This window comes from Flavobacterium hibisci (assembly GCF_020026925.1).
In the GTDB taxonomy this organism is placed as follows: domain Bacteria; phylum Bacteroidota; class Bacteroidia; order Flavobacteriales; family Flavobacteriaceae; genus Flavobacterium; species Flavobacterium hibisci.
Map to the genome: position 1 here is coordinate 82,160 of NZ_JAIQDW010000018.1, position 17,378 is coordinate 99,537.

At 35.1% G+C, this 17,378-nt stretch carries 14 protein-coding genes; 3 read left to right on the forward strand and 11 right to left on the reverse strand.

The genetic code is table 11. From position 1 onward, the window contains the following. Position 1 precedes the first annotated feature (1 nt). Positions 2-1,108 carry an NADH:flavin oxidoreductase gene (locus K8B81_RS16635; protein WP_025571659.1) on the forward strand — a complete coding sequence of 369 codons (1,107 nt, stop codon included), beginning with the start codon at positions 2-4 and terminating at the stop codon, positions 1,106-1,108. Positions 1,109-1,206: 98 nt separating this feature from the next. Here K8B81_RS16635 and K8B81_RS16640 read toward each other — a convergent pair whose 3' ends face one another. From K8B81_RS16640 to K8B81_RS16685, 10 genes are all read right to left on the reverse strand, one after another. Beyond that, positions 1,207-1,710, reverse strand: coding sequence for a hypothetical protein (locus K8B81_RS16640; RefSeq protein WP_025571657.1), 504 nt, complete (start codon positions 1,708-1,710; stop codon positions 1,207-1,209). 35 nt (positions 1,711-1,745) lie between these two features. Continuing rightward, positions 1,746-2,882, reverse strand: coding sequence for an acyltransferase family protein (locus K8B81_RS16645; protein WP_223682683.1), 1,137 nt, complete (start codon positions 2,880-2,882; stop codon positions 1,746-1,748). Between the two features lie 46 nt (positions 2,883-2,928). After that, on the reverse strand, positions 2,929-3,579 hold the full coding sequence (locus K8B81_RS16650; RefSeq protein WP_223682684.1) for a DUF1349 domain-containing protein: 651 nt from the start codon (positions 3,577-3,579) through the stop codon (positions 2,929-2,931). 128 nt (positions 3,580-3,707) lie between these two features. Next, positions 3,708-5,924, reverse strand: coding sequence for a glycoside hydrolase family 3 C-terminal domain-containing protein (locus K8B81_RS16655; RefSeq protein ID WP_223682685.1), 2,217 nt, complete (start codon positions 5,922-5,924; stop codon positions 3,708-3,710). A gap of 205 nt (positions 5,925-6,129) precedes the next feature. After that, positions 6,130-7,773, reverse strand: a complete 1,644-nt coding sequence (locus K8B81_RS16660) for a DUF6377 domain-containing protein (RefSeq protein ID WP_223682686.1) — start codon at positions 7,771-7,773, stop codon at positions 6,130-6,132. Between the two features lie 17 nt (positions 7,774-7,790). Beyond that, the gene (locus tag K8B81_RS16665; protein WP_223682687.1) at positions 7,791-10,055 is read right to left on the reverse strand and encodes an acyl-CoA dehydrogenase family protein; all 2,265 of its coding nucleotides are present in this window, start codon (positions 10,053-10,055) and stop codon (positions 7,791-7,793) included. 99 nt (positions 10,056-10,154) lie between these two features. Next, a complete protein-coding gene (locus K8B81_RS16670) occupies positions 10,155-10,559 on the reverse strand; it encodes a GNAT family N-acetyltransferase (protein ID WP_223682688.1) in 405 nt (134 codons plus the stop codon). A 65-nt stretch (positions 10,560-10,624) separates the two neighbouring features. Continuing rightward, positions 10,625-12,091, reverse strand: coding sequence for a glycosyltransferase (locus K8B81_RS16675; RefSeq protein ID WP_223682689.1), 1,467 nt, complete (start codon positions 12,089-12,091; stop codon positions 10,625-10,627). 281 nt (positions 12,092-12,372) lie between these two features. Continuing rightward, on the reverse strand, positions 12,373-13,953 hold the full coding sequence (locus tag K8B81_RS16680; protein ID WP_223682690.1) for an NADP-dependent glyceraldehyde-3-phosphate dehydrogenase: 1,581 nt from the start codon (positions 13,951-13,953) through the stop codon (positions 12,373-12,375). A gap of 72 nt (positions 13,954-14,025) precedes the next feature. Beyond that, positions 14,026-14,337: a rhodanese-like domain-containing protein gene (locus K8B81_RS16685; protein WP_078226243.1), complete on the reverse strand. Its 312-nt coding sequence runs from the start codon at positions 14,335-14,337 to the stop codon at positions 14,026-14,028. A gap of 355 nt (positions 14,338-14,692) precedes the next feature. On the opposite strand from K8B81_RS16685, the gene K8B81_RS16690 reads away from it, so the two are divergent. Next, positions 14,693-15,340: a Crp/Fnr family transcriptional regulator gene (locus K8B81_RS16690; protein ID WP_223682691.1), complete on the forward strand. Its 648-nt coding sequence runs from the start codon at positions 14,693-14,695 to the stop codon at positions 15,338-15,340. A gap of 112 nt (positions 15,341-15,452) precedes the next feature. Further along, positions 15,453-16,238 carry a sulfite exporter TauE/SafE family protein gene (locus K8B81_RS16695; RefSeq protein ID WP_223682692.1) on the forward strand — a complete coding sequence of 262 codons (786 nt, stop codon included), beginning with the start codon at positions 15,453-15,455 and terminating at the stop codon, positions 16,236-16,238. Between the two features lie 355 nt (positions 16,239-16,593). Here K8B81_RS16695 and K8B81_RS16700 read toward each other — a convergent pair whose 3' ends face one another. Then, a complete protein-coding gene (locus tag K8B81_RS16700; RefSeq protein WP_223682693.1) occupies positions 16,594-16,995 on the reverse strand; it encodes a hypothetical protein in 402 nt (133 codons plus the stop codon). Positions 16,996-17,378: the final 383 nt, after the last annotated feature.

Here is a 17,378-nt window from a genome sequence, read left to right on the forward strand (position 1 = left end):
TATGAGTACAAACAGTCTGTTTTCTCCTTTCGACCTGAAAACACTACATCTTAAAAACAGAATTGTGATGGCGCCAATGACGCGATCCTTTTCTCCAAACGGAACTCCAACCGAACAAGTTGCTTCATACTATCAAAAAAGAGCTGAAGGCGAAGTTGGACTTATATTATCTGAAGGAACTGTTATTGACAGACCTTCATCGTCAAACGATGCAAACGTACCGCACTTTTATGGAGATGAGGCTTTAAAAGGATGGAAAAAAGTCATCGATGAAGTTCATGCTGCCGGAGGTCAGATGGGACCTCAAATCTGGCATATGGGAATCATGGACAATCATCACTCCGGATGGGTTCCTCCTGTTCCTTTTGAAGGACCGTCAGGATTCAATCGTCCTGATTTCAGAAATGGTATTGCCATGTCTGAAAAAGATATTGAAAATACCATCTTAGCTTTCGGAAAAGCTGCTGCCGATGCCAAAAAGTTAGGTTTTGACACTATCGAAATTCACGGTGCACACGGTTACTTAATTGATCAGTTTTTTAGAGCAGAAACCAATTTACGTACCGATATTTATGGCGGAAAAACGTTGCCGGAGCGTAACCGTTTTGCAATTGAAGTTATCAAAGAAATCAGAAAACAAGTTGGCAACGATTTTGCTGTGATTATGCGATTCTCTCAATTTAAACCTTCTGACTATAATTATAAACTGGCTAAAAACCCTCAGGAATTAGAGGCCTGGCTTACTCCACTTGTTGATGCCGGAGTAGATATTTTACATTGTTCGCAAAGAAGATTCTGGGAACCTGAATTTGAAGATTCAGATTTGAATTTTGCAGGATGGGCAAAAAAAGTAACCGGAGCACCAACCATAACAGTAGGTTCAATCGGATTATCAAGCGATTTCTTTGGTGCTTTTGCGGGAGAAAGTTCTGAACCTACTTCTTTGGAAGAACTAAACAGACGTTTCGACAGAGGCGATTTTGATTTGGCTGCCGTTGGAAGGCCATTATTATCTGACCCAAATTGGGTTGCTAAAATTAAAGCAGGAAAAACGGATCAATTGAAAGGTTTCAGTAAAGAAGCTTTAACGGAATTGGTTTTAGAATAATACTATTTGTAAATAAGTTACAGCGCTGCTGTGAGTCTCTACGTATAAATCATAATTAAAAAAGAGATGGAACCTTAAAATGTTTCATCTCTTTTCTTTTATAAATCGTCGTCACTATTATTATCAAAAAAATCTTTTGGATCAAAAGGAATATCATCGTCAGGATCTTTATCATGTGCATTCACTCCGGGTGGATTAAATAATCCCCAACTGTCTTTAATATAATTCCACTGATCAAATCCTGCCACCCAATCAATAAATAACAACCGAAATTCATCAATTGTACTTCGCAATAAATCAATATAATCTGTATCAGTAATACCCTCTTCATAACGCAGACTTCCAGCCTGAACAGACAGTTCTCGTGCGGCTTTGCGAATAATTGCTGCATTTTCCATTCTTAAATCATATAAATCACCTCCTTCTGCTCCGGCAATTTTCACAGGAATTGTAAATGCATTTTCTAACATAAAACGGACTGTAGTTTCCTGCAGAAAATCATTATCAGCAGGAACTACATGAATCAATCCTTCGGTTAATTTAAAAATTTGCTCTGCCTTTTGATAAATTGGCATTTTATGTATTTCGTCTAATTCTTCCATTTTACATTGAAAAAAATCTTTTGTCAAATATAAAATTACTTTTCAGATAAAGTTATTTTCCTTTTTTGAAATTTATTCTGCAACCAATTACGAACCGGTTCATCGTACAATTTCAAACACAAATAAGCGAGTACAATACTGGCAACTAAAACCCCTGTTCCAACCACATACCCATCTTTTAAAGAGACATTATTATCTACAACCCAGGCCGTAAACCAATAAATCAGCGGATAATGTGTGATATAAATTGGATAGGAAATATCCCCAAGCCATTTGCAGATTTTAAGTGAGAACGGATTTTTTATTTCTCCTCCTGCACCAATTGATACTATCAAAGGAAATACGAGAATAATACAAAACGATTCATACAAACCGTTCATCCACAAACTATTTTCATCCCCAATTCTTGGCACTATCAGCACAATTGCTATCAATAAGCTGCATACCCAGAAAGCGCCTTTTATATGAATTAATTTTCCTAATCGGGAAAGTAAAATTCCGGCAAAGAAAGGATACAGTAAACGTGTAAATCCGATATTCATTTGCTCCAGATTCAGTGACCATCCTCCAATAACATCTCCTTTTGGTCCAAAAACAGTATAATTAATCAGTAAACCTGCAAATATCAAAACAAAAAAAACGAGTACTTTATTTGAGAATTTACGAAAGAACAAAGCATACAGGATATTTGCGATATATTCGAAAAAAAGCGACCATGCAGGTCCGTCAAGCGGATGCATTTCACCCCAGCCTCTGATTTCCATTGATGGCGGAACCGGGAGCAATGTAAAACCTACAATCATGGTCAAAATTACCTTCCAGGCTTCCATTCCGGCAATCATCGGAAACAATTTATCAGAAGCCTGAAAATAGTAAAATATGGCCCCAATAATCATTCCCATAATAACCATGGGCTGGAGACGAATCAAACGACGTTTGTAAAATTCCCATTGTGTCATTTTCCCCCAGCGGTCATCATACGCATAGGCAACAACAAATCCTGATAAAAGAAAAAAGAAATCGACGGCCAGGTAACCGTGATTGATAATTTGCTTAAAGCGGTTTCCTCCGGCAAAGGTTTCAAAAACATGAAAAGCAACTACTAAAATCGCAGCTACCCCACGTAAACCGTCTAAAATTTCATAATGCTTTTTGGGTTTAATTTCGGTCATAAAATGGTTAGTAATTAGTTGTTAATAGTTAATTATTAATTGATAACTAATCCTGATGATTCTTCAGCCATTCTAACCTGCGCTGATCCGGTAAATGGGTTACTTTGAAGTTTTCAAATTTAGCTTCAAAACCTTTTCCGTCAGGTGAAGCTGCCATCAAACCTACCATTACCGGCGTATTGTCCTGCAAAGGTGCATTGCGTGTCAGGATATAGTTTTTATCATCATAAGAAAAGAATATTTCAACTGCATCTAATCTTCTCACCACTTTTATCCAGACAAATGGCGGGGCTTTGTCTAAAGTGGTTACGCTCCAGTCGCTTTTGTTGTGTGTCACAACGGTGCTTATATTGAATTTTCCGTCAACAAATTCCACTCCGGTTTTAATGTATTTTTTTTCGTCTATCCTTATCATCAGGCCCATCTGATCAAAACGTGCAATATAATTTCCGGTTAATTTTACTTTGGCTTCAAATTCACCACCATAAGTTGCATAATAAAAAGGTGCATCATCAACCGTAAAACCGTAATGCGAAATACGCCAATAATCACTACCAGCCGTAACATTCATGATTAAGGCATTGTTTTTAATTTCCCATTTTTCAGGTTCATTAAACCATTGCATTTTGTTCAGGCTTTGCGCCGAAAGGTTTTGTATTAAAAAGAATACTGTTACAAACAAAACTATTTGTTTCATGATTATTTTTTTATAAAAGTTAAACATTTTACGTTTGACATTTGACATTATACTATTTTTTCAAAGCAAAGCTGCAACTTTTTACAATTACAGCTTTACAACCAACCAATTTAGAAAATTAATGAAATTTATTGAAGCGAAAAATTCACTTTAGATTTTATATCCGTAGAAGATGCACCAATGATGGCTTCAAAAGCTCCCGGTTCTGCAACCCATTCATGTTTCTTATCGTCAAAAAAGCTTAAAGCCGTTTTATCCATTGTAAAAGTTACAGTTTTCTCTTCTCCCGCTTTAAGCGAAATTTTCTCAAAACCTTTTAGTTCTTTTATTGGACGAGGCAATGAAGATTTTAAATCGCTGATATAAAGCTGAACAATTTCTGATCCTTCCCTGCTTCCTGTGTTTTTAACTTTTACAGAAAATGTAATCTGATCATTAGCAGAAATTTGTTTTTTATCAGCCGTTATTTTACCATACTCAAAAGTGGTGTAGCTTAATCCGTGACCAAAAGAAAATAGTGGTTTTGCTTTTTGTTTGTCTGCCCAACGATAGCCTACAAAAATGCTTTCGTTATATTTAACCTCATCACCACCCGGAAATTCTCCTAAAGCATGTGCTCCATTATCAGACAATTTTACCGGAAAAGTAAACGTCAATTTACCTGACGGATTTACATCACCTACTAAAACATTTGCCAAGGCATTTCCGGCTTCTGTACCTAAGAAACATCCCTGCACAATTCCCGGAACTTCTTTTACCCATGGCATTGCCACTGCATTTCCGGAGATGTTTACAAAAACTATATTTTTATTTACTTTAACCAATTCAGAAATTAATTTATCCTGATTATATGGAAGACCTAAATCTTTACGGTCTGCTCCTTCAGCATCCTGATGGTCGCTTTTGTTTAATCCACCTATGAAAAGAACTATATCAGCATCTTTGGCTACCTTCAAAGCTTCCGCAGTCAATTCAGCAGGTGAACGTTTGTCTTCTAAACTCACTTTTGCTATTACACCATTATAATTACTGGTTGGATCTCCAACATATCCACGGGCGTATACAATCTCAGCCTGATTACCGATTCTTTTTTTCAAACCTTCAAGCGGAGTGATTTCATATCTTGCTTTTAAGGATGAGCTTCCTCCTCCAACTGTCATCATTTTGATGGCGTTTTCACCAATGACAGCGATTTTTTTCGTTTTAGAAAGATTGATTGGCAAAATATTGTTGTTATTCTGAAGTAACACAATTCCTTCTTCTGCAATTTTCAAACCTGCCTTTGCATGTTCTTCTGTTCCAAATGAGCCAAAAGGACGATTTTTATTCATATTCGTAAGGAAAGACAAACGCAGAATACGACGCACTTTTTCGTCTAATTCTTTAGTTCCAACTTCACCTTTTTTAATCATTTCCGAATAAGGTTTTGCCAGATAATAGTTGTCATACGCATTACTGGTTCCCCAAGAAAGTCCGTTTGTCCAGGAACCAAATTCCATATCCAAACCATTATGAATCGCTTGTTTTGTATCATTGACTCCTCCCCAATCTGAAACAACAACTCCTTTGAAACCCCATTCACCACGAAGAATGTCATTCAGCAAAAATTCGTTATGACAACATTGCTGCCCTTTATATTTATTGTAAGACCCCATAATGGCCCACGCATCACCTTCCTGAACAGCTGCTTTAAATGCAGGCAAATAAATTTCGTACAAGGCACGATCATCAACAATTACGTTAACCGAATTACGATTGGTTTCCTGATTGTTCAGGGCAAAATGTTTGACACAAGCTGCAACTCCAATTGACTGAACTCCTTTAATATAAGGAACCACCATTTTGGATGTCAGGAAAGGATCTTCTCCCATATATTCGAAGTTGCGTCCGTTTAATGGCGTTCTGTAGATATTTACACCAGGCCCTAAGAGTACATTTTTATTACGATAACGGGCTTCTTCTCCCAATGATTTACCATATAATGAGGCTAATTCTCTATTCCATGTGGCAGATAAGGCCGTAAGTGCCGGAAAAGCGATACAGGAATCATTGGTCCAGCCTGCCTGATCCCACTCATCCCATTTTACTTCAGTACGAATTCCGTGTGGCCCATCGGTCATCCAGTTTTCAGGAATTCCTAAACGCGGCACACCCGGTGAACTAAATTTAGACTGCGCATGAATCATGGCAATTTTTTCATCAGTTGTCATTCGCGAAAGCGCATCTTCTACACGCTCATTAAGTGGCTTTTTATCATCAAGATAAATTGGAATTTTATTTTGTGCATTACTTCCAAATGAATTCAGCAATAACAAAACAGCTATTACTTTAACGTTCTTAAACATACCTTTTAATTTATTAATCATTAATCAAACTATTAGAATAGCATGTAAAATGCCTTCTAAATAATTAATGGTAAAACTAAAACGATATCGTGTTCGTATAAATCCTGAATAAAAAAAAGTAGTGGGTTAAAAGTATAAAAAAATGAAAATCAATGTTTTAAACAAGAATAAGTCGTAAAAAAAGTAGTGATTCTAAAAAAAATAATTAGCCTTTTTGAGAAATCTGTCCAATTTTCATCACCATTTCCTCAAAATCATTCCGGGAAACGATGGCTTTATTTCTGGCTCTGGTACGATAATTATAAATAGTGCTTAAAGAGTAGCGAAGAAAGGCAGCAATTTTTACGCTATCCGTTATTCCGAGTCTGATCAGGGCAAAAATTCGGAGTTCTGTATTGAGCAGTTCTCCTTGTTTTACTATAATTTGTTCTTCGGGAATAAGCAAAGCATTGAAGTCTTTTACGAAAGTAGGATACAGACTTAAAAAGATACTATCAAAATTTTTGTATAATTCTTCCAGTTCATTATCAACCAAAGTAGTTGATTTCAACATTTTGTAAATTTCATCAAACTGTTTTGCTGTTGCCTTTTTGTTTAAAATAACACGATAATTTTCAAGCTTATTGATATAGGCTGAACACAGACTAAAGAAATTTGCAATGTATTCCTCCTTAATATGATTTGATTCTGATAATTGGGCATTACGTTCCTGAAGCTGATTATTGGTTTCAGTAATGTCTTTGTTTAATTCGGCTAATTTTTGGCTGGTTACATACAGCTCTCCACGAATTCTGGATACTTTTTTCATCTGCTTGTAAACGTAAATTATGGCAACAATTAAAAACAATGATAACAGACTAATACACAAAAGATAAACCTGAAGTTCTGTTTTTCGCTGGGCTTCACGTTCTAAATAAGCTGTATTGATAATGGAATAAAGCTGTGACATCAGAAGTGTTCGGAATTGTACATTGCAATACAATGCATCTTCAATAGCCGATTGCGTGAGTTTGTAAGCCATGTCAACATCTCCCAACTCGTAAAAAACCATAGCCAGTTCCTGTTGTGAAGCATTATCTTTTATGGCTTGTTTAATATCTGAAGCCGCAGAAAGCGCATAATACTTTTTGACTAATTCTATTTGACGTACATTTTGTGAAATATTACCTAAAAGATATGTGATCATGGGATATTGAGGATGATCATCCTTCATTCCTTTCAATAATCTTAGTAATTCTTTTTGTGCAGCATCAAATTCCCTATGGTAAATTTTCTTCTGAATTTTATTAATCTTATAATCTAAAGAATTTGGATTTAAAACGCCCAGCAGCGAATCACGATATTTACCAATCTGCTCAAAAAACTCACTACTGCGGCTATTTGCACTGTAATGTTCATAAAATTCTCGATAGGTAATATAATAATTAGGCTGTAGTGATTTTACTAATTCTTTTTTGTTGATGCTTTTTAAAATCGCTTCTGATTCCCTGTAGTTTCCTGTTGATGAATACAGGTTTGCCAGTTGCAGTTCCGCCAGATTCAGCAGCTCTATTTTATGAAGCTCATCTGCGATTTTGAGATTTTTCTTTACATAAAAAATAGCCGAATCCGAATTGAATTTCTGATACTCTTTATATAATGCCTGATTGTAATTATACTCTTGCTCTTTAGAAAGGTCCTTTGATTTTATTTTTTTGAAATTTGAAATCCGTTCTTCTTTCAGGCGGACGTAATGCTGTTTATTTTTCACAGCATCATTTAGCTTTTCCAGAATAGCATCTGTACTATTTGATGCGTGACCAGAAAAGCGAACTACAAGAATGATAAAAAACAGACAATAATTTTTCAAACGATAAAAAATAAGTTTTATGAATATACAGCAATCGGTGCTGCAAGGCAGCTTTCCGGAATATCAAAAGCATTGACCAAAGAAACTGCATCCGGTCTGATATCCCAGCAAAGCTGATTGACCATTTTACGAACGGCTTTGGTTTTCACAGCTTCCATATATCCGTCTTCTAAATACCAGGCTTTATTTTTTTCAATCTGCGAAAGCGCAAATAATTGATTTAATTTTACCAATATTGCTTTTGTTTTTTCATCTTCTACTTTAGAAACTGCTATTTGAAATTGCTCGAGTACTAATCGTTCCAGATAAGCTTCGCCCACTTCAATCATCTGGTGCTGTACGACATTAAAAGCATCATAAGCTTCTAAACCGCCATCTACTAATTTTTTAATACGTCTTGCCGCAGATGCCAGAATTGTTTTTTCCCTGTGGATAAAAGCCTGCAGATGAAATTCTGAATCCAGCAAATGTTCATCATCGGTTCTTCTGGTTACGATTGGGTTTTTCTCTGAGAAAGCGGTTTTGGCATTTTCAAAAACATAATTAATGATTCCTAAAGAACCCATTTCTCCAAATGCTTTTCTGAATTCTGCTAAACGATTTTTGGCTACTAATTGCATCAAAACCGTATTATCGCCTTCAAAAGTGGTATAAATTTCCGTATCATTTTTCAGTGCATCAATTCTATTTTCTGACAGATATCCTTTCCCTCCACAGGCTTCTCGGCATTCCTGCAAAATATCCCTTGTACTCCAGGTAGAATACGATTTCATTCCGGCTGCCAAAGCTTCAATTTCCTGCATTTCGTCTTCTGTTTTGTTTAGAAAACGATTCGTTAAATATTGCAATCCAAAATGTACGGCATAGGTTTTCGCTAAATGCGGAATCAATCTTCGCTGATGCATCCTGTAATTTAAAATCGGAACTTCAGAACCTCCTTCCGGGCCGAATTGTCGTCTTTGATCGCTGTAGCGAATGGCAATCGTAAGTCCTGATTTCGCTGCCGCTAAAGCCGATCTCGGGATTCCGATTCTACCTCCGACCAAAGTGCCTAACATCGTAAAAAAACGTCTGTTATCACTCGGAATCGGGCTTTCGAATTCTCCTTTGTCATTTACAGATGCAAAACGATCCAGCATATTTTCTTTCGGAATCACGACATTATTAAAACGAATGGTTCCGTTATCCACTCCGTTAAGGCCCATTTTATGTCCGCAATCACCAATTGTAATTCCGTTTAAAACATTTCCGTTTGTATCACGCAGCGGTACTACAAAAGCATTTACACCATAATCATGACCGTCAATAACAAGTTTGGCAAAAACGGTTGCCATTTGTCCGTGAACGGCAGCGTTTCCAATATATTCTTTCTGGGCTTTTTCGTGTGGCGTATGGATTGTAAAAGTCTGATCATTATGATTGTAAGTTGCTGTTGTTTCAAGGCCTTTTACATTTGAACCATGATGCGTTTCGGTCATGGCAAAACAACCAGGAAGTTTTAATTCACCAATATCTTTAAGATATTTAGCATAATGTTTTTCGGTTCCCAACGACTGAACGCTCATTCCCCACAGTCCAAATTGTACACCAAATTTAATCACCAGACTCAAATCATGATAACTCAGTGTTTCCATAATCGCAAAATAATCCGCTATGTTTTCACCTCCTCCATGTCGTTTTGGATAGGCCATATTACCGAGATTTTCATCGGCTAAAATTTTACACCAATTGTAAACCGTCTGGCGATAAACATTAATATCAGTAGAAGTTTCATAAGCAAATTCTGGTCTTGAAATCACTTCTTTTACTTTTTTGATAATACTGGCCTGATCCCCATCTAAAATTTCAGTCAGCTTTTGGATTTCAAAATTATCGTTGGTTTTAGTAGTCGCAGTCAAAGAGTCTCCCTGGGTTTTGAAGTTCTGAATTAATTCTTCACCCAAAACACCCAAGTCATTTTCTAATTTTGTAAAATTCTGTTCCAATACTGAAATATCCAAATTCTTTTCAGAAAGCGCTACAGCGATATCAAAAATCGATTTTATGGTCGATTTATCTTTAATACTTTTCTCAATATCCGATTTCCATTGTTTGAGTTCATTTCGCGAAGGCGGATTCGAAATATCCACTTTCGAAAGCAGAAACTGCTGCTCTTCCGGCGAAAGAATCGTTAGAGAAGTAATAAATTCCTGTAAAGTCGCAAACTCTTTTTGCGTTAAAAGATCGTCTGACCAAACAAGGTATAAAAGTGGTATAAAAGCCTTAATTTTTGAATTCTCCATAGCAACCTAAGTATTAATTTGTCTGTGGTTAAATTAATACAATTAATTGAAGTTTTCTATAAATCACGCTCAATTAGGATTTTTTTCACATTTCAAAAATCAAAGATAAAATTCCATTATTGTAAATTCCTGACCTGCTTTGCTAAACATTTGGAATGTATCTTTCATTCCCAATTTCTCATAAAAAGATTTTTTATTGGATCTGGCATTGCACCAGATTCTTCTTAACTCTTTTTTTCTGGCCAGTTCGAAAATATATTTTAAAAGTTCAGAAGCTATTCCACGACCTTGAAACTCATGCAAAGTAGCTAGTTTTCTAAACTGCATCTCATTTTCTGAAATAAAACAAGATACAATTGAAACTAGTTTTTCTTCTGTAAAAACACCAAAATGTAGCCCGGATTCATCTTCATCCAGCTGAACAAATTCTAAAGGCTGATCCGGCCACATTACTTCATGCCTGATTTGCCAGGTATCAGAAGATTTGATTGATTTTATTATCATCATATAAAAAATAAAAACCGTCTTAATCCATAAGGAAAAAGACGGTTCTAAAATACGCTTTTTTTTTATTTAGCTATCGGGCTATATTGTTCTAAAGTAATATATTCTTCTACTTTCTTTTCAGACAAACCACGTGTCAGCCATCCTTTTTTATGCGCAGTGATAATGGCATACGGAGTGATCCAAAACAGGCTGAAGCTGTAAAAAACACTATATGAATACGCCCACATTGCTTCTGAAAAACTATATTTTTTAGCATAAAAGAAAGCTGAAAAACTGGAAATAACGAATATGCTTACGAGTGTTGAGCTAAAAAACAATAGTGGATGGATTGCTATAAAAAAGAACATGAAAAATAAAAATGGTAAAGACATTATAATTTTTGCAGTTTGGTCTAAGTATAAAAGTCTTGTTCCTACTTTAGATCCGGTTCTGAAATTTTTGAACACATACTTTGCCATCATCAGGTTTTCACGAACATTGCTTCTGCCCCATCTAATGAACATTTTATATAATCCCGTGTACCCTTCCGGAACATTCGTAAGAACAATTGAATTTCTTTGAAATAAAACCTGATATCCCTGTTTCAAAATCATATTGGTCATCGCGCGATCCTCACCAATATCTGAAGGTTCTCCCATAAAAGTCTGGTTGATCCATTCTTCAAGACAGGCAAATACCGAAGTATTGCGATATGCAGCCAAAGCTCCCGGAGTACAAAATACGGAACCCAATACGCTTTCTACAGACCGTACAAATTCAAAACTCATTACAAAACTCACATTCAGCATTTTAGGAAGCATTGCTGTTTTATTGTTCAAAACATGAACATTTCCGGCAACTGCCCCGCATTTTTCATTGTGAACAAAAGGACTCACTAAGTTTCGCAATGTATCTTTTTTTACAATTGAATCGCTGTCAACAGTCACAAAAATATCTCCTGTTCCTAATTTAAATCCTCTGTAAAGTGCGTGACGTTTTCCTTTGTTTTGTGGCTGCTGATAAATAGACAGACGATCACCAAGCTGTATCTTGGCTTGCTGAATCCAATACCAGGTATCATCTTTACTGCCATCGTCAATTGCGAGTATCTGCATTTTCTGCTCGGGATAATCGCTATCTGCTAAGCTTAACAAGGTATTCCAAACCAGTTTCCCTTCATTATAAGCCGGAACAATTATGGTAACCGTAGGCAATAATTCATCTGAAACAGATTCTATGGGTTTGTATCTAAAATAAAGAAAGGACTTGTATAGAAAAACACCTGCTTTAAAAAGAAACAAAGCTGTAGTCAGAATTAAAAATGGATAACCCCAGGTAGAATTTATTCTGTCAATATGAAACTGATCAAAGTCGGATTGGAATTTATAAACCAGAAAACCTCCGGTCATCATTAGTAAAAAAGTGGCTATAAGTATTGCAATACCGGTAGCACTTGTTGTTTGATTATTATTTATCGAGTATTGTTCATTATTTGTTACATTAAGACCTGTGTCATAAAGTTGTTCTGAAGTAATGGTTTCGCTTTTCATTGTGGATTGTATTTTTTATCTAAATGGCATTTATGTTTTTACCTGATTAATTATCTACAAATGAATAAGCAAGCCGTGTGCCATTTGAATTTATCACTGATAGTAAGCGATTTAAAAAAAATCACTCTCTTTATCTGTGTATTTATTACACACTTTTACGAAACAATACACACTTTTTATGAATGGAATGAGAGAAATAAACTCAAAGTATAGTAAAAGATAAAACCGTCTGATTCTAAAAGAAAAAGACGGTTTTGAAAATTAATATATAACCTTAAAAATTATAAAATATAATCTGTATTGATGAAATTAGACTCTTTACTGTTTAATAACTCCTGAAGGATTTCATTGTTATAAGCTATATCTTTTGAAGCTACAAAAGTACGAATTGAGAACGAACGCAATGCATCCGGAATACTCAAAGTTCCTACTGCAGAATCCTTACGTCCTGTGAACGGAAATGCATCCGGACCTCTCTGGCAAGAACTGTTCAGGTTTACCCTGCACACTAAGTTAACCAAAGCATCGATAAGTGGTGCTAAAGTTTTAATATCTTTCCCAAACAAACTTACCTGTTGTCCGTAGTTTGATTCGGCCATATCGTCAAGAGGTTCATTGATATCTTTGAAAGAAATAATTGGCACAACTGGTCCAAATTGCTCTTCGTGATATACTCTCATTTCTTTATTTACAGGATACAAAACAGCAGGGAAAATATAGTTTTCAGAATGTTTTCCTCCTTTTTCATTTAAGATTTTAGCACCTTTACTTGTAGCATCATCAATTAATCCCTGAATATAAGCCGGTTTATCTTCTTCCGGAAGCGGAGTTAAAGAAGCTCCTTTTTCCCATGGATTTCCGAATACCAAAGCATCCACTTTTTCAGAAAAACGTCTGTTGAATTCTTCAGCAATTGATTCATGTACATATAATATTTTTAAAGCTGTACAACGCTGACCATTAAAAGACAATGAACCTGTGATACATTCCTGAATTGCCAAATCTAAGTCGGCATCCGGTAAAATAATCGCAGGGTTTTTAGCTTCCAGACCTAAAATCAAACGCAGTCTGTTTTTGTTTGGATGCTGATCTTGTAAAGCAATAGCTGATTTACTGTTTCCTATTAATGCCAAAACATCAATTTTTCCTGACTTCATAATTGGAGAAGCCACTTCACGACCTCTACCATAAACGATATTGATAACTCCTTTTGGAAAACTGCTTCTAAAAGCTTCCAATAATGGTGAAATACATAAAACACCGTATTTTGCCGGTTTAAAAATTACGGCATTTCCCATAATCAGTGCAGGAATCAATAACGAGAACGTTTCGTTAAGAGGATAATTGTAAGGCCCAAGACATAATACAACCCCAAGAGGTCCACGGCGGATCATTGCGTTTACTCCCTGAACTTTTGAGAATTTAGAACTGCGTCCGTTTAATTCTTTGTAGCTGTCAATAGTATCCTGAATATATTCTACTGTTCTGTCAAATTCTTTTTGCGAATCGCTAAGGTTTTTTCCGATTTCCCACATCAAAAGTTTCACTACTTCTTCGCGTGTTTCTTTCATTTGCCTAACGAAATTCTCCATGCATTTGATACGGTCAATCACTTTCATCGTTGGCCATAAACCTTGTCCTTTATCATAAGCAGCAGTCGCAGCTTCAACTACCTCAGCAGCTTCTTTTTCTGCCATGAACGGAATAGAACCCAATAATGTCGGCGCATATTTTTCTGTAGAAGAAATAGTCGAAAAAACAGGTGTTGTCTGACCTGTCCATTTTTTCAATTCTCCATTAACAAGATAAGTATCCTGATTCAGAAGGTCTTTAATCTGATATTCTTCGGGTATAAAACTCATAATCTGGTAATTTTAGTTTGGTTATTTATTTATTTTTAAATGAAAAAAGAGGCTTTGCCGCCTCTTTCACTTTTATGGATTTACGGTATCACCTTCCCAATCCAGGATTCCGCCAAGCAGATTATAGGCATTCTCAAAACCTAATTCATTCATAATCTGACATGCTTTTGCACTTCTTGCTCCTGAACGGCAATACACGTAATAATTTTTGTTTTTATCTAATTCTTCTATTTCATAAATAAAAGCCTGGCCTTTATTAATGTCAATGTTTACAGCGTTTTCAATATAGCCGTCATTAAACTCGTCTTCAGTTCTTACATCCAGTATAACTGCATTTTCATCAGACTTTAATTGTTCAACCCAATCTTCTTGTGATAAATTCATAGCATTGTGTTTTTTGTAAAATTAAAAGTTTTTACTACATAAAATACGTTCAAAATACTTTTTCGATTATTATTCAGAGAAAACGTTTTAGAGAACATAAAATTGTCAGCGTTTTACAAATTTACTCACTATTTTCAAAAAAACATACTTTAATATCACCAGAAAATAGGATATTTTCATTTTAAGTATTCCTATCTTAAAAATAGTTTTCTGACATTTTATACCATTTCAATCCCTTATCTTTACAAAAAATTATTTTTTATTAACTTTTGATAAAATTAAGAAAACTAATATCTGTGATTGATGGCGAGTTTCAGTAATACAAATCATCTGATTTAGCAAAATTATTACCTCAATGGAAAATTCATTAAAAACCCTATTTCCTAATTTCTCCAATGAACTTATTGCGACAATTGAAGAAAGCGGAAATCTGCAGGATTTTAAAGCCGGCACTATCCTGATGCGAACCGGACAATATATCAAAAACACGGTTTTAATTATCAAAGGAAAAATCAAAATTTATCGCGAAGGCGACGACGGAGGTGAGTTTTTAATGTATTATTTACAGCCCGGACAAGCCTGTGCTATTTCGATGATCTGTACCGCAAAAAGCGAAAAAAGCCAGATTATGGCGAAAGTCGTTGAGGATGTTACGGTTATGATGATTCCGCTGCAAATGATGGACAAATGGATGATGGAACACAGATCCTGGTACGAATTTGTTATCGAAACCTACCGAAGCCGTTTTGAAGAAGTTCTTGAAGTCGTAGATAATATCGCTTTCCGGTCTATGGATGAACGCCTTGAATTCTATTTAAAACGCCACTCCGATGCTTGTGGTTGCTCTGAAGTCAAATTATCACATCAGGAAATTGCATCCGAATTAAATACCTCCAGGGAAGTGGTTTCGAGATTACTCAAAAAAATGGAACAACGCGGCCTTGTCAAACTAAACCGAAATCAGATCGAATTATTAAAGACTAATTCTACTAATTTGCACTAATTATATTCTTTTACATTCAGCTTTTAAATGCTGTATCAAAAAATTACCTTCTGTGATAAATGTTACTGTATAATCCTAATTTCCGAAGCAACTTTGCATAAAAACAAATGCAATGGAATACGCTGGTTATTTTGCTTCAGTTATTATCGGAATCTCTCTTGGCTTAATCGGTGGAGGCGGTTCTATACTTACTGTACCAATTTTAGTATATTTATTTAAGGTAAATCCGGAACAGGCCACTTCATACTCCTTATTTATTGTAGGGATAACCGCCATGTCCGGAAGTTACAGCCATTACAAAATGGGCAACCTGAAATTCAAATCGGCTTTGTATTTTGCGATTCCTTCTGTGATATCCATTTTAATTATCCGCGAAGTTATTTTCCCTCAGATTGCAGCTACTTTATTCTCCGTCGCTTCCTTTTCCGTTTCAAAAGATTTCCTGATTATGGTTGTCTTCTCTATTTTGATGATCACTGCGGCGATTTCCATGATTCGGAAAAACGAGCCCGAAATAAAAGCAACCAAAACTAATTATATCCAATTAAGCATAATAGGTTTTGTAGTTGGAATAGTAACTGGATTTCTGGGTGCCGGAGGCGGATTCTTAATCATCCCGGCCTTACTGTTTTTCGCTAAATTACCAATGAAACAGGCCGTAGGAACTTCATTATTAATCATCACAATCAATTCTGTAATAGGTTTTGGAGGCGATTTGTACATTGGAACACCAATCAATTATCCTTTTCTATTGGGTATTTCGATAATGGCACTTTTGGGAATGCTAATAGGAAGCCAGCTTTCTAAAAAAATAGATGGTACAAAGTTGAAACCTCTTTTTGGCTGGTTTGTACTGGTTATGGGAATTTATATTATCACTAAGGAAGTTTTGTTTTAAGATTTTATAAAAAGCTTTTAGCCCAAATAAGTTTTGGGCTAAAAACAGGACGCATTTTACCTGGAGTTACATCAAATTTCCCCAAATTTTTGTTTATAACGTCCAGGCTCAACTTATGTCCTGCTTAAAAAGCTTTTCTATAATATGATTTTGTCTTCGAAAGTTTACTCGCATTGTTATTTGCGTTAATACTTTATTTAGGATATTCTAAAACTTTTTATTATCAGAAAATTACAGCGCTGTATTTCATTATTTTTTTCTGATAGTGATAAAATAACCATACATTAAAGCTGCCATTATGATAACTATATCATAGTGAGAAATTCCAAATACATACATTTTCTTTATTCTTTATTTAAGCAGTACTTTTTATATTTCTTTCAAACTGAAAATCCAGATATTGATCTATCTGCCTGCCTATCAGAAAACGGTCATTTGCTTCAATTTTAATTCTTGTCTCTTTTTGATAAATATCTTTTACAAAAACAAAATATATAAATTCTGAAGAATCAAATCTTGCGATTATAATAAAAGCGTAACATAAAATTGTGGGAATGATATAGTATAAATCCATCATATCAGTAAAAATCATACAATAATATGCTACCGCGGTTACGGCAATAAAAGCACTGTTTTCAAGAAAATATTTTTTCTTTTTTCTAAGCAGTCCAAGTTCTTTAATTTCATCAAAATTATACTGCCAGTTTTTAGATTTGTAGTTAAATTTAATTGTGTCGCTAAAAATTGTTATGAACATAATAATAAGAAATAAGAGTTTGCATAAACATCTTTTTAAAATCTTCCGGAAAATCTTAGATGTGCAATATTAAGTATTAACTTCTTTTTTATCTTAAAACAAAAATTATAGAATATAACCAATAGTTGTAATTAAAAACTTAGAAAAACAATAACCTAGTTACAGTTAAATTTCTATTTAATTTATTAAAGAGAATATTCTTTTGTGTGTTCCTACGGCCGGGCTATCCGCTAAATTCCCGATTAACAAAAACTACGAGGCTGTCTCAAAAGGACAGCTTCTTTTCGTTTATAAAAAATTAAGATAGCTATAAAAAATTAATTCGGTTTTCGGAATTCGGCTTTAAAGATGATTTTCCTTTTTTTGACTGATTTTTAGGCAAG

Excerpts from the sequence above, each read along its gene's own strand:
- K8B81_RS16635 (WP_025571659.1), top strand. The coding sequence starts at position 2 with ATGAGTACAAACAGTCTGTTTTCTCCTTTCGACCTGAAAACACTACAT.
- K8B81_RS16640 (WP_025571657.1), bottom strand. The coding sequence starts at position 1,710 with ATGGAAGAATTAGACGAAATACATAAAATGCCAATTTATCAAAAGGCA.
- K8B81_RS16645 (WP_223682683.1), bottom strand. The coding sequence starts at position 2,882 with ATGACCGAAATTAAACCCAAAAAGCATTATGAAATTTTAGACGGTTTA.
- K8B81_RS16650 (WP_223682684.1), bottom strand. The coding sequence starts at position 3,579 with ATGAAACAAATAGTTTTGTTTGTAACAGTATTCTTTTTAATACAAAAC.
- K8B81_RS16655 (WP_223682685.1), bottom strand. The coding sequence starts at position 5,924 with ATGTTTAAGAACGTTAAAGTAATAGCTGTTTTGTTATTGCTGAATTCA.
- K8B81_RS16665 (WP_223682687.1), bottom strand. The coding sequence starts at position 10,055 with ATGGAGAATTCAAAAATTAAGGCTTTTATACCACTTTTATACCTTGTT.
- K8B81_RS16670 (WP_223682688.1), bottom strand. The coding sequence starts at position 10,559 with ATGATAATAAAATCAATCAAATCTTCTGATACCTGGCAAATCAGGCAT.
- K8B81_RS16675 (WP_223682689.1), bottom strand. The coding sequence starts at position 12,091 with ATGAAAAGCGAAACCATTACTTCAGAACAACTTTATGACACAGGTCTT.
- K8B81_RS16680 (WP_223682690.1), bottom strand. The coding sequence starts at position 13,953 with ATGAGTTTTATACCCGAAGAATATCAGATTAAAGACCTTCTGAATCAG.
- K8B81_RS16685 (WP_078226243.1), bottom strand. The coding sequence starts at position 14,337 with ATGAATTTATCACAAGAAGATTGGGTTGAACAATTAAAGTCTGATGAA.
- K8B81_RS16690 (WP_223682691.1), top strand. The coding sequence starts at position 14,693 with ATGGAAAATTCATTAAAAACCCTATTTCCTAATTTCTCCAATGAACTT.
- K8B81_RS16695 (WP_223682692.1), top strand. The coding sequence starts at position 15,453 with ATGGAATACGCTGGTTATTTTGCTTCAGTTATTATCGGAATCTCTCTT.
- K8B81_RS16700 (WP_223682693.1), bottom strand. The coding sequence starts at position 16,995 with ATGTTCATAACAATTTTTAGCGACACAATTAAATTTAACTACAAATCT.